The organism is Candidatus Stoquefichus massiliensis AP9 (assembly GCF_000455285.1).
In the GTDB taxonomy this organism is placed as follows: Bacteria; Bacillota_I; Bacilli_A; order Erysipelotrichales; family Coprobacillaceae; genus Stoquefichus; species Stoquefichus massiliensis.
The window spans coordinates 33102-45608 of record NZ_HG005297.1 but is presented as its reverse complement, the minus strand read 5'-3'; the positions used below and the strand labels follow the sequence as shown (position 1 = coordinate 45608).

General features: G+C 31.6%; 13 protein-coding genes and 1 riboswitch. Of the genes, 9 read left to right on the top strand and 4 right to left on the bottom strand.

Features of this window, described 5'->3' with window-relative positions:
• Positions 1 to 5 precede the first annotated feature (5 nt).
• Positions 6 to 914 carry an alpha/beta hydrolase gene (locus tag BN350_RS16945; RefSeq protein WP_231385320.1) on the top strand — a complete coding sequence of 303 codons (909 nt, stop codon included), beginning with the start codon at positions 6 to 8 and terminating at the stop codon, positions 912 to 914.
• A gap of 521 nt (positions 915 to 1435) precedes the next feature.
• On the opposite strand, the gene BN350_RS16935 is transcribed toward BN350_RS16945, so the two are convergent.
• The 4 genes from BN350_RS16935 to BN350_RS16920 all read right to left on the bottom strand — a co-directional run bounded on the left by BN350_RS16935 (position 1436) and on the right by BN350_RS16920 (position 4042).
• The gene (locus tag BN350_RS16935; RefSeq protein WP_028044657.1) at positions 1436 to 1624 is read right to left on the bottom strand and encodes a hypothetical protein; all 189 of its coding nucleotides are present in this window, start codon (positions 1622 to 1624) and stop codon (positions 1436 to 1438) included.
• A gap of 456 nt (positions 1625 to 2080) precedes the next feature.
• Positions 2081 to 2698, bottom strand: coding sequence for an ATP-binding cassette domain-containing protein (locus tag BN350_RS16930; protein WP_028044656.1), 618 nt, complete (start codon positions 2696 to 2698; stop codon positions 2081 to 2083).
• 11 nt (positions 2699 to 2709) lie between these two features.
• Positions 2710 to 3207 (bottom strand): hypothetical protein, encoded by a 498-nt coding sequence (locus BN350_RS16925; protein WP_028044655.1) that lies wholly within the window; start codon positions 3205 to 3207, stop codon positions 2710 to 2712.
• Positions 3200 to 4042, bottom strand: a complete 843-nt coding sequence (locus tag BN350_RS16920; protein ID WP_028044654.1) for a hypothetical protein — start codon at positions 4040 to 4042, stop codon at positions 3200 to 3202. The genes BN350_RS16925 and BN350_RS16920 overlap by 8 nt, the downstream gene beginning before the upstream one ends.
• Before the next feature lie 154 nt (positions 4043 to 4196).
• Here BN350_RS16920 and BN350_RS16915 point away from each other — a divergent pair, with 154 nt between their 5' ends.
• From BN350_RS16915 to purD, 8 genes are all read left to right on the top strand, one after another.
• On the top strand, positions 4197 to 4898 hold the full coding sequence (locus BN350_RS16915; RefSeq protein WP_028044653.1) for a LytR/AlgR family response regulator transcription factor: 702 nt from the start codon (positions 4197 to 4199) through the stop codon (positions 4896 to 4898).
• 60 nt (positions 4899 to 4958) lie between these two features.
• Positions 4959 to 5037: riboswitch (ZMP/ZTP riboswitch) on the top strand.
• 128 nt (positions 5038 to 5165) lie between these two features.
• Entirely contained in the window at positions 5166 to 6836 is a 1671-nt protein-coding gene (locus BN350_RS16910; protein WP_028044652.1) for a formate--tetrahydrofolate ligase, read from the top strand.
• 49 nt (positions 6837 to 6885) lie between these two features.
• On the top strand, positions 6886 to 7374 hold the full coding sequence (gene purE, locus BN350_RS16905) for a 5-(carboxyamino)imidazole ribonucleotide mutase (RefSeq protein ID WP_028044651.1): 489 nt from the start codon (positions 6886 to 6888) through the stop codon (positions 7372 to 7374).
• Between the two features lie 17 nt (positions 7375 to 7391).
• Positions 7392 to 8096 carry a phosphoribosylaminoimidazolesuccinocarboxamide synthase gene (gene purC / locus BN350_RS16900; RefSeq protein WP_028044650.1) on the top strand — a complete coding sequence of 235 codons (705 nt, stop codon included), beginning with the start codon at positions 7392 to 7394 and terminating at the stop codon, positions 8094 to 8096.
• Between the two features lie 13 nt (positions 8097 to 8109).
• On the top strand, positions 8110 to 9135 hold the full coding sequence (purM, locus tag BN350_RS16895; protein ID WP_028044649.1) for a phosphoribosylformylglycinamidine cyclo-ligase: 1026 nt from the start codon (positions 8110 to 8112) through the stop codon (positions 9133 to 9135).
• Complete coding sequence (purN, locus tag BN350_RS16890; RefSeq protein WP_028044648.1) at positions 9129 to 9719, top strand: phosphoribosylglycinamide formyltransferase; 591 nt, start codon at positions 9129 to 9131, stop codon at positions 9717 to 9719. Before purM ends, purN begins: the two co-directional genes overlap by 7 nt.
• Positions 9716 to 11239, top strand: coding sequence for a bifunctional phosphoribosylaminoimidazolecarboxamide formyltransferase/IMP cyclohydrolase (purH, locus tag BN350_RS16885; protein ID WP_044600436.1), 1524 nt, complete (start codon positions 9716 to 9718; stop codon positions 11237 to 11239). The genes purN and purH overlap by 4 nt, the downstream gene beginning before the upstream one ends.
• A 10-nt stretch (positions 11240 to 11249) precedes the next feature.
• Positions 11250 to 12506: a phosphoribosylamine--glycine ligase gene (purD, locus tag BN350_RS16880; RefSeq protein WP_028044646.1), complete on the top strand. Its 1257-nt coding sequence runs from the start codon at positions 11250 to 11252 to the stop codon at positions 12504 to 12506.
• The last annotated feature ends 1 nt before the right edge of the window (position 12507 follow it).

Genomic DNA, 12507 nt, shown 5'->3' with positions numbered 1-12507 from the left:
TATTAATGATATCAGGCCTAGTATTTGTTTTGCTGATGTGTTGTGTATCATTATATGTTGGAAATTATCTTTATGATTATACTTTAAATCCTTATTCACAACATAATATATCAGAAAAGATAGAAACAAATGATGAAGTGGCTCAAGCATCACGACAATGGTTAAATCAAAATAGTGTTAATGTTTCTTTAGAAAATCAGGAACATCTTAATCTATATGGACGTTATATTGACCAAGGAAGTTCTGTTTATGTTATAATGGTCCATGGATATCGAGGAGATGGTGCAAGTATTATCTCCCCAATTAAGAACTTTAAAAAGCAGGGATATAATTTGTTGATTCCAGATTTAAGGGGACATGGGCAAAGTGAAGGGGATTATATTGGTATGGGCTGGGATGATCGTCTTGATATTATGCAATGGATAGAATATATTCTTGGAAAAGATAAACAAGCTTCTATTGTTTTATATGGTGTATCAATGGGAGCGGCAACAGTCATGAATGTTGCTGGTGAGAATATACCGCATCAGGTTAAAGCAATTATAGAAGACTGTGGTTATACAAGTGTTTGGGATGTTTTTAAATCACATATTAATATGAATGACTTGGAAAGTGAAATAGCATTGCATATGGCGAGCTTTGTAACAAAGATGAGAGCAGGCTATTATTTAGAAGATGTTAAGCCAATAGAACAGGTTAAAAAGAGTCATACTCCTATGTTATTTATCCATGGTAGTCAGGATAACTTTGTTCCTTTTTTAATGCTTAATGAGTTATATGAGGCAGCAAACTGTCCTAAGGAGAAATTGATTATAGAAGGGGCTGGACATGCTAATAGTTGTTCTGTAGGTGAAGATATTTATTATCAAACAGTTTTTGATTTTATTAATAAATATATACAAGAAAGGGAATGATTTCATCGGTCCACTGGTCTATTATCTCAATAGTCCAGTTACTTCCTTGTCCTCTGAATAATGTTATAGCTTTTACAGATCTGTCTATAGATTAATATTCATTGTCTGTAAGTCTGTTCCATTGATATGGTTTTCTTATACCATGTCTTCAAGGTAAATAGTTGCTATATTCTTCAGATGTTTGGAATTTATGATATTGTTATGATAAGCTTTATGAAGCATAGAATGATAGAGAACAATATCATAATGGATGGTCAATGCATCATCATGATATAAATCTTTATAATAGACATGTGTTGAAGAAATCGTAATCTTAGGCATAATGGATTCCTTTCGGCAGAATAAAGAAAGGACAAAAATAAGAATGTATATTCATATTATCCTCGAAAACTTTTATACCCTTATCATATTATAATGAATAAATGCATAATGTAATAAGCAAATATATTTCATAAGATATTTGACAAATCCTAATTCTTTAAATCAAAAAACAAGCTATCTCATAAGATAACTTGTTTTCTTTATGCTACATTTTTATGGAGCTCATTTTTAAATTCATATAATAAATGTCTAACTTCTTCTAAATTATCAATAACTTCATCAATTTGTTGTTTTTGATCAAATGTTAATTGATCATTATTAAATTTACCTAATAATAATAAAGTTTCATATAATAAATCATTGGCTTTATCTACACTATTGTTATTCATATTTTATACCTCTTTCTTTTAATTAATTATACTATAAAATGACTGCAAAGAACGATAAAGATGATAAAGAAATAACTATAATTCCAAACTTTTTTAAATAATAAAACCAAAATAAAACCAATACATTGGATTATTAAGTTAATAAATAGACTATAAAAGGGAATTTGTTGAAAAAAAACGAAAAATAGAAAAAAATGTAGAATTATGTAAAAAAAGGAATATTTGATAAATTGTTTGATGAGAATTTGAATACATTGAGTAAAAGAAAGACGAATACGCATAAAATCATAAAGAATTATATATTGATAAACGATTTGATAAAAGATGGAACACCAAAAGATTTGAATACAGATAAATAAAAGATAACGAAAATCGATAAAAGGATAATGAAAGATGATAGAAGGTAATATAGGTTCATAGAGATTTTTTAAAAATAGAAATATACAAAGATAGAGACTAGTTATTTGAAACCATTTCATCTTGTTTGAATTGACCATTTTCTAAATGGTAAATCTGATTATATTGGATTTCTTTCAAATAATCATGTGCTGCAATAATAATTGTTTTTCCTTCTAAATGTAATTGATTAATAATATTACAAAAGACTTTTACTGACTCATAATCCAATCCTCTTGTTGGTTCATCTAAAAGAATAAAGTTCTGGTCTTCCATAATAGCCTGGATAATCCCAGCTTTCTGTCTCATCCCTAAAGAATAATTTTTTAATTTAATATGACTCATATAATCTAGTTGAAACTGTTCACAAAGTTTGTTTATTTTTTCCGAATCATAATGCTGATTTAAAGAGGCTAAAAAAGTTAAATTAAATTTTAGTGTTTCATTTTCCAAAAAACCTGGATTTTCAATCAAAGCACCTATATGAGTATCTTCAGATAATTGAATTGTTCCACTATCAGGTTTTAAAATATCACAGATAAGTTTAAATAAGGTGGATTTTCCTGAACCGTTAATACCATGAATATAAATAAGATCTCCTTTTTGAATTTTTAAATTTAAATGATTTAATACAATATGTTGATGAAATGATTTTGTTAAGTCATGTATTTCTAACATAATATTCTCCTTTATGATAAATTAATAAATATAATATGAAATAAGAAATTAATAAACACAGGTAAAGCTAAATAAAGAAAATTCTTCTTTTGACCAATTTGTAAATATATAATAGTTGTCTCTAGTCCTGTTATAATAAAGTTAAAAATCATAAATAAAAGAGTTAACTGGTAAGTATCATGAGGTATAGCCCCAAAGAAAAAGGCATAACTTATATAAATAATGATGGTATATATGGATCCTAGAAGGAATAAAGCAACATATGTCCAAGTAAAGACAACTTTTTCACCGATTCGAATAACCATTGGTGCAAAAAACACATTGAAACGATAAGCAAACTGATAAGTCATAAGTAGGAATATATTGTTCATATAAACAGTGAGATAATGCGAATAAATCAAACAAATTGTATATGTGTTTTGTCCACAAAGAGTCGGGGAAGCGATTAACATAATGAACAAAAGGAATACAAAACGTTTATCTAATAATCGATAAAGTTTCTTAATCATATTTTTCTCTCCATCTATGTAGTATATGGAAGCATCCAAGTGATATAAGTAAATAAATAAAACTACTTATAAAATATAAGAAGAGATTTGTAAAACCAAAAGGATTAGCTCTTACATTTTCCATTCCAATCGCAACGACATTATTAATTTGTAAAAGAAAAGCAAAATCTGGAATAGGAAGAAAACCTTGAATTAAGGCGGGAATTAAAACCAAAAGAATACCAAAGATGACACCACAACATCGATAAATATATTTATTTGTTACAAACATCTGTAATGAGAAAATAAGACTTGAGATAATAGCATAGCCTATTGATGTTGAGGCGATAAATAGAATTAGGTTTATGATTTCATTTTGGCAAAAGATTTGTGTCATAGAATAATAATCTTGTGGATAGGTCATACTATTAAAATGAATGGGGGCATAAAAGAAATGAACAGTTAATAATATTCCTATTTGTATAATAAAGATAATAATTGCTGTCATAATAATGTTTTTAATAAAAATATTATTATAATATTGTTTTTTAGATATTCTTGTTTCAATCATATAAGTGGCATGATTTTGATGGATATTTAAAAAGTCGTATGCCATCAAATTAGGAATCAGCAGCATTAATAAAATAAATAAGAATGGATTGACACCAACGCAGTAGAGATAATAAAAAAATTCTAAACCAGCATTAGGATAAACTTGACTATAATTATCATATGAGTAAATAGAATTTTTATATACAATAGCCATACTGATGAGTATAAGAATAAAGATTCCAATAATCAATAAACCTTTTTCTATGGTCAAAAATGGTGACCAAAGTTCTTTTCTTCTTTTCATAATTTCCTCCTTCTAACATAAACAAATCTTCTAAAGATTAACAGAAAAATGCTAAAAAAAGACTTAAAGGCGTAAAAAGTGCACAAAATGGCGCAAAAGTGACATTTTTTTTGTCAAAATATGTAGTACAATAAAAATGATTGGGGGAATGAATATGAGAATACTAATTTGTATGGATGATGAAAAATTTCTAAAATATCTTGTTAAGAAAATAAAAACATTTGAATGTGATGAGAAAATATATCTTGAAAGTTATACACGTACATCTGGAATTTCTATTAGAGTACAATCAGATGATTTTGATATTGCTTATTTAGAACCGGTAATAGATAATAAAAGTGGATTTGATTTGGGGAGAACAGTTCATAAAAATTGTCCGGATTGTAAGATTATTTACGTATGTGATGATTATGAATATATGCATGAAGCTTTTAGAGCATTTGCGTTTCAAATGTTATTAAAATCTCAGGAGAAACTATTGGAGAGTGAATTCTATAGGGCACTTGATTTATATAAAAAACAGCATTATCATGTTTTGTTTTATTTAGAAGATGGAACGACACATGATTTTATTCCTGGAGAAATTGTATATATTGAGTCAACAGGAGATATTGTGAATGTCATAACAAGTGATAATCGTTATCGAGGCTATTTTGAAAATTATCTTCCTTTAAAACAAAGGTTATTGGAGTATCATTTTTTTCAAATGCATCCTCAATACTTTGTTAATATGGAACATATTGAATTAATTAGAAGTGGAGAATTAATTATGGATAATGATGATGTTATTCCAACTTCAGCAATGAATCGTGAAATCATTGATGATGCGATTCAGTCTTTTATGAATCATTATTAAAATTAGGTGAAAAAATTGTTGAATAGTGGTTGAAAAATACTATAAGAAATGCTATTATTCATGTAGTTATACAACTGGCGGAAGTGGAATTAACCACATGGAGTATAATAGAAAAGAGTCGACCGTCTGGGCAATTGTCTGGATGAGTACGCTCTTTTTTTGTTTTTCTTCAAATGATATTAATATCACTGGAGAAAAACATCAATTTATGGTATAAAAGAAGTGTCAAAGTCCTTAAATAAAAAAACTAAAAAGGAAGGTGTCATGATGTTAACAGATGTAGAAATTGCACAAAGTGCTAAAATGAAACCAATAAAGGAAATTGCACAAAAAGTAGGTTTAGATGAAGATGATTTGGAACTTTATGGAAAATATAAAGCCAAGATTTCTTTAGAAGCAATTACTAAATTAAAGAATAACAAAGATGGAAAATTAATTCTTGTTACAGCTATTAATCCAACGCCTGCAGGAGAAGGAAAAACAACAACAATGATTGGATTATCTCAAGCTTTAAATAAGTTAGGGAAAAAATCAGTTGTCGCTATGCGTGAACCGAGTTTAGGTCCTTGTTTTGGTGTCAAAGGTGGAGCTGCGGGTGGAGGTTATGCCCAAGTTGTACCAATGGAAGATATTAATTTACACTTCACAGGAGATATTCATGCGATTACAACTGCCAATAACTTAATTGCAGCCATGCTTGATAACTCAATACAACAAGGGAATCCATTAGATATAGATACAAGACAAATTGTTTGGAAACGTGTTGTAGATCTAAATGACCGTGCTTTAAGACATATTGTTGTCGGATTAGGTGGAAAAGTCAATGGTGTACCAAGAGAAGATGGTTTTGATATTAGTGTTGCAAGTGAAGTCATGGCTATTTTATGTTTAGCAACTTCATTAGAAGATTTAAAGCAGCGTGCAGGACGTATGATTGTGGCTTATAATCATGCTGGTGAACCTGTCACTGTTGATGATATTAAAGCAACTGGAGCAGTCACATTATTATTAAAGGATGCGATTAAACCTAATTTAGTACAAACATTGGATCATACACCAGTATTTGTACATGGTGGACCATTTGCGAATATTGCACATGGATGTAACTCTGTTATGGCAACAAACTTAGCTATGAAATTAGGTGATTATGCGATTACTGAAGCAGGTTTTGGTGCGGATTTAGGAGCAGAAAAATTCTTAGATATTAAATGTCGTCAGGCTGGATTGAATCCAGATGCTGTAGTGATTGTTGCGACTGTTCGTGCTTTAAAAATGCATGGTGGTGTCGCAAAAAAAGATTTAAGTGAAGAAAATTTAGATGCTTTAAGAAAAGGAATTGAAAATCTTGAAAAGCATATTGAAAATATAGCCAAATACAACCTCCCTAGTGTGGTTGCGATTAATGCATTCCCAACTGATACTGAAGCAGAATTACAATTATTAAATGAAATCTGTCAAGCCAAAGGTGTAGATGTGGCAATTAGTAAAGTATGGGCCAAGGGTGCAGATGGTGGAATTGAACTAGCTGAAAAATTGTTAGAAGTTTTAGAAACAAAAGAGGCTCATTTTTCACCTATCTATGATCTTGATTTATCTATTGCTGAAAAAATCAAGACAATTGCAAAAGAAATATATGGTGCTGATGATGTCACTTTCACTAAGAAAGTTTTCAATAAGATGAAGAAATATGAGGCACAGGGATTAGGAAATTTACCAATCTGTGTTGCGAAAACACAATATTCTTTATCAGATGATCCAACATTATTAGGAAGACCAAGTGGATTTGTCGTTGAAATCAATGATTTAATTCCAAATACTGGAGCTGGTTTCTTAGTAGCTATTAGTGGTGATATCATGCGTATGCCTGGACTTCCTAAAGTTCCAGCTGCAGTCAATATGGATATTGATGAAAAAGGAAAAATAGTAGGGTTATTCTAGAAGAGACAAATGTCTCTTTTGGCGTTTAAAAAGAAAGGACGAGGAAAAGATGAAAGTTGCAATTATTATGGGTTCAACAAGTGATTTATCAAAAGTTGAACCAGCTATTGGGATTTTAAAAGAGTATGGTGTAGAAGTGAGTGTCAGATGTTTGTCAGCACATCGTGCACATGAGGGACTCAGTGCCTTTATTCAAGAGACAGAAACAGATGGAACAGAAGTGATTATTACAGCTGCTGGAATGGCAGCAGCGTTACCTGGTGTTGTTGCATCGCAAACTGTTTTACCCGTTATTGGAGTACCTATGAGTGGAGCAACATTAGATGGTATGGATGCATTATTATCAATCGTTCAGATGCCTTCTGGTATTCCTGTCGCAACAGTTGCGATAAATGGAAGTAAGAATGCAGCATACTTAGCATTACAAATCATGGCTATCAAACATGATTCAATCAAACAAAAATTATTGACTTATCGAAAAGACATGGAAGCACAAGCAATGCGTGCTAACGATGAAATGATAGAAAAATATAAATAAAAAAGGGGCAAAGAAAAATGGCAGAATTATTATATGAAGGAAAAGCAAAACAAGTTTACAAGACAGACAAAGAAGACGAATATTTAATTCATTACAAAGATGATGCAACAGCAGGAAATGGTGTCAAACATGACCAATTTGAAGGAAAAGGTGTTTTAAATAACACAATTTCTTGTATTATCTTTGATATGTTAGAAGAAGCTGGTATCAAAACACATATGATTGAAAAAATCAATGATCGTGATATTAGAGTTAAAAAAGTAGAAATCTTCCCATTAGAAGTCATTATTAGAAATATTACAACAGGATCATTCTGTAAAAGATTAGGAGCACCTGAAGGTATTGTTTTAGATGAACCAATCTTTGAATTAAGTTATAAAAATGATGATTATGGTGATCCATTAATTAATGAAGATCATGCTGTTGCATTAAAATTATGTACCAGAGAAGAATATGCATATATTAAAGAAACGACATTAAAGATTAATGAATTATTGAAAGAATTTTTCTTAAAATTCAATTTAAAATTAGTTGATTTCAAAATTGAATTTGGGAAAACACCTGATGGAGAAATCTTATTAGCTGATGAAATTTCACCAGATTCATGTCGTTTATGGGATGTTGATACAAACCAAAAATATGATAAAGATGTTTTTAGACAAGATATTGGAGATTTAATTGAAACTTATAAAGCAGTTTTAGCAAGAATGCAAAATAAATAAAAGGAGATTAATGATGGATTATAAAAAGGCTGGAGTCGATATTGAAGCAGGATATAAATCTGTTGAATTGATGAAAAAACATGTTAAAGAAACAATGCGTCCAGAAGTGCTTGGTGGACTTGGTGGATTTGCTGGTGCATTTGATTTAAGTGCTATTAAAAATATGGAAGAACCTGTACTTTTATCAGGAACTGATGGTTGTGGAACAAAAGTCAAATTAGCATTTTTAATGGATAAACATGATACGATTGGTATTGATGCAGTGGCTATGTGTGTCAATGATATTGTATGTTCTGGTGGAGAACCATTATTTTTTCTAGACTATATTGCATGTGGAAAAAACTATCCTGAAAAAATCGCAACAATTGTCAGTGGAGTTGCTGAAGGATGTAAACAATCAGAATGTGCCCTTGTTGGAGGAGAAACTGCTGAACATCCTGGTTTAATGCCTGAAGATGATTATGATTTAGCTGGTTTTGCAGTTGGAGTTGTTGATAAGAAAGATATTATTGATGGTTCAACAATTCAGTCAGGTGATGTCTTAGTAGGATTGGCATCAAGCGGTGTTCATAGTAATGGATTCTCACTTGTTCGTTCTGTTTTTGAAATGACAAAAGAATCTTTAGATACATATTATGATGAATTAGGAAAAACATTGGGTGAAGCCTTAATTGAACCAACAAGAATCTATGTCAAAGCACTTAAAAATATTCAAAAAGCAGGTATTCGTATTAAGGGATGTAGTCATATCACAGGTGGGGGATTCTATGAAAATGTACCAAGAATGTTACCTGAAGGTGTGAAAGCAATCATTCAAAAAGACAGCTATCAACTACCAGCCATCTTTGATTTAATTGCGAAAAATGGAAATATTGCTCAAGAAATGATGTATAACACATTTAACATGGGCTTAGGTATGGTTATTGCTTTAAATCCTGATGATGTTGATAAAGCAATGAGAGCTATTACTGAAGCTGGAGATCAATGTTATATTGTTGGAAAAATTGAAGCTGGTGATAAAGGAGTCGAATTATGCTAAAAATGGCAGTCTTTGTTTCTGGTGGAGGAACAAACCTGCAGTCACTGATTGATGCTACCAAATCTGGTAGCATCAACGGTGAAATTGTTTTAGTTGTTTCTAATAGAAAAAATGCTTATGGGTTAGAAAGAGCTAAAAAAGCAGGCATTCAGGCAGAATGTATCAAAGATGATCAATTATTAATTCAACGTTTAAAAGAAGAAGGCGTTGATTTCATTGTTTTAGCAGGATATCTTGCAATATTAAGTGATGAGTTAACCACTCTGTATCACAATAAAATTATCAATATCCATCCATCATTGATTCCTTCATTTTGTGGACCGGGGTTCTATGGAATTCATGTGCATGAACATGCTTTTGCAAGAGGAGTCAAAGTAAGTGGTGCAACTGTTCACTTTGTTTCACCAGTTGTTGATGGAGGACCAATTATTCTTCAGGAAGCGCTGGATGTTTCATCAGCTAAGTCTCCAGAGGACATACAGCAAATGGTTTTAACCATTGAACATCGCATATTGCCAGAAGCAGTGAAATTATTCTGTGATGGTCGTTTAAAAGTTGAAAATGAAAGGGTTGAAATATTATGAAAAGAGCATTAGTCAGTGTCACAAATAAAGATGGTGTTGTTGATTTTTGTAAAGGATTAGAGAAACTAGGTTTTGAAATTGTTTCTACAGGTGGAACTTATAACAAGCTTAAAGAAGCCGGAATTAAAGCTATCACTATTGATGATGTCACTGGATTTCCAGAAATGTTAGATGGTCGTGTGAAAACATTACATCCAAAAGTTCATGGTGGTTTGTTATTTAGAAGGGATTTACCTGAACATGTCAAAACAGTTGAAGAACATGGAATTGCTCCAATTGATTTAGTATGTGTGAATTTATATGAATTTGAAAAAGCATTAAAAGATGGTAAACCAATGGCTGATATGATTGAAAATATTGATATTGGTGGACCTTCAATGATTAGAAGTGCTGCTAAGAATTTTAAGGATGTTTTAATTGTTACTGATCCTGCTGATTATAATAACGTTTTAGAGGCAATTGAAAATAAAACAGATGATTATGATTTCAGATTAAATTTAGCATATAAAGCATTTAGTACAACTGGTGCTTATGATGCAATGATTTCTCGTTACTTTGCAGGTGTTGTAGGTGATGACTTCCCAGATACTTTAAATATTTCTTTAAAGAAAGTAGAACATTTACGTTATGGAGAAAACTCTCAGCAGGCAGCGAATAAATATGAAGATCCATTTGTTCAAAAATCATTATTAGATTATGAACAATTACATGGCAAAGAAATTTCATTTAATAATGTCAATGATTTATATGGTGCGGTTGCAGTTGTTAGAGAATTTGGTGATCAAATTGTCACTGCTGCGATTAAACACTCAACACCTTGCGGTGTCGCTGTTGCAAGTACTGGTTATGAATCTTATATGAAAGCTTATGAAGCTGATCCACAATCAATCTTTGGTGGCATTGTGGCAGTAAACTATAAAATTGACAAAGCAACAGCTGAAGAAATGCATAAGATTTTCTTAGAAATCGTGGCAGCACCAGATTATGATGATGATGCTTTAGAAGTCTTAAAGAAAAAGAAAAACTTACGTATTTTAAAATTAAAGAACTTAAATGCTAGAGATGCGAAATATGATATTAAATATCTTGAAGGAAAAGTATTGGTTCAAGAATTAAATACAAAGATGATAGATGAAATGAAAGTTGTCACAACTGCTACACCTACTGAAACACAAATTTCAGATATGGAATTTGGTATGAAAGTTGTGAAATATGTCAAATCAAATGCGATTTGTATTGTGAAAGATGGTGTGACTTTAGCTATTGGTGGAGGACAAACTTCACGTATCTGGGCATTAGAAAATGCGATTGCTAATAATCCAGATAAGGATTTTCATGGGGCTGTTTTAGCAAGTGATGCATTCTTCCCATTTAATGACTGTGCTCAAGTTGCGATTGATGCAGGTATGACTGCAATCGTTCAACCAGGTGGTAGTGTGAGAGACCAGGATTCTATTGATTTATGTAATGAACACAATGTTCCAATGGTCTTTACAGGATATAGACATTTTAGACATTAAGGAGGAAACCATGAAGGTTTTAATTATTGGTAGTGGTGGTCGTGAACATGCGATTGCTTATGCATTAAAGAGAAGTCCTAAAGTTGATGAAATACATGCTATTCCGGGTAATCCTGGGATTGCTGAAATAGGGACTTGTCATCCAGGGAGTGTAGAGGACTTAGATGGTATTTTATCTTTTATTGAAAAAAATCAGATTGATTTTACAGTGATAGGACCAGAAGTGCCATTATGCATGGGATTGGCAGATTTATTAGAAAGTCATGGTCATAAAGTGTTTGGACCAACCAAACATGCAGCTACATTAGAAGGAAGTAAAGCTTTTTCTAAAGATTTCATGGCAAGACATCATATTCCTACGGCCACTTATCGAGAAGTCAATTCTTATGATGAAGCTATTGCAGCATTATCATCATTTACATATCCAGTTGTTGTCAAGGCAGATGGTTTAGCAGCTGGGAAAGGTGTTGTCATTTGTGAAGATGAAGAAATGGCTGTTGAAACTTTGAAAGATATGATGATTGATGGGGCATTAGATGGTGCAGGAAGTAAAGTCGTGCTAGAAGAATTCTTAACAGGATTTGAATGTTCATTACTTTGCTTTACTGATGGAAAAACAATTGTTCCAATGGTCAGTGCCAAAGACCATAAGCAAGTTTATGATGGCAATCAAGGACCGAATACTGGTGGTATGGGAACTGTTTCACCCAATCCATTCTTACCAGAAGGTATGGATGAAGTTTTCCAAAAAGATATCTTAAACCCATTTATGGCTGGCTTAAAAGCTGATCATATGGATTATCGTGGAGTTGTTTTCATTGGCTTAATGATTGAAAACAATCAAGCTAAAGTTTTAGAATTTAATGTTCGTTTTGGAGATCCTGAAACACAATCAATCTTATTGCGTTTAGATACTGATTTATTTGATATTATGTATGCAGTGAGTACGCATTCATTAGATCAAGTGGATGTGAAGTGGAAAGCTGAACATGTGGCTTGTTTAGTTCTTGCTAGTGGTGGATATCCTGGCAGCTATGAAAAAGGAAAAGTCATTACAGGATTAGATAAAGTTGATGATGATATAATTGTTTTCCATGCGGGAACAGCTAAAAATGATCAAGGTGAGATTGTCACAAGTGGTGGTCGTGTTTTAAATATTTGTGCTTTTGGTAAAAATCTTGATGAAACAAGAGAGAAAGTTTATAAAGCTGCTGAAGTGATTGATTTTGAAGGTAAATATTATCGTAAAGACATTGGTCTAAATTAAT

Bases quoted from the DNA above. Each gene is read 5' to 3' on its own strand.
- BN350_RS16945 (WP_231385320.1), top strand. From the start codon at position 6: ATGATATCAGGCCTAGTATTTGTTTTGCTGATGTGTTGTGTATCATTA.
- BN350_RS16935 (WP_028044657.1), bottom strand. From the start codon at position 1,624: ATGAATAACAATAGTGTAGATAAAGCCAATGATTTATTATATGAAACT.
- BN350_RS16930 (WP_028044656.1), bottom strand. From the start codon at position 2,698: ATGTTAGAAATACATGACTTAACAAAATCATTTCATCAACATATTGTA.
- BN350_RS16925 (WP_028044655.1), bottom strand. From the start codon at position 3,207: ATGATTAAGAAACTTTATCGATTATTAGATAAACGTTTTGTATTCCTT.
- BN350_RS16920 (WP_028044654.1), bottom strand. From the start codon at position 4,042: ATGAAAAGAAGAAAAGAACTTTGGTCACCATTTTTGACCATAGAAAAA.
- BN350_RS16915 (WP_028044653.1), top strand. From the start codon at position 4,197: ATGAGAATACTAATTTGTATGGATGATGAAAAATTTCTAAAATATCTT.
- BN350_RS16910 (WP_028044652.1), top strand. From the start codon at position 5,166: ATGTTAACAGATGTAGAAATTGCACAAAGTGCTAAAATGAAACCAATA.
- purE (WP_028044651.1), top strand. From the start codon at position 6,886: ATGAAAGTTGCAATTATTATGGGTTCAACAAGTGATTTATCAAAAGTT.
- purC (WP_028044650.1), top strand. From the start codon at position 7,392: ATGGCAGAATTATTATATGAAGGAAAAGCAAAACAAGTTTACAAGACA.
- purM (WP_028044649.1), top strand. From the start codon at position 8,110: ATGGATTATAAAAAGGCTGGAGTCGATATTGAAGCAGGATATAAATCT.
- purN (WP_028044648.1), top strand. From the start codon at position 9,129: ATGCTAAAAATGGCAGTCTTTGTTTCTGGTGGAGGAACAAACCTGCAG.
- purH (WP_044600436.1), top strand. From the start codon at position 9,716: ATGAAAAGAGCATTAGTCAGTGTCACAAATAAAGATGGTGTTGTTGAT.
- purD (WP_028044646.1), top strand. From the start codon at position 11,250: ATGAAGGTTTTAATTATTGGTAGTGGTGGTCGTGAACATGCGATTGCT.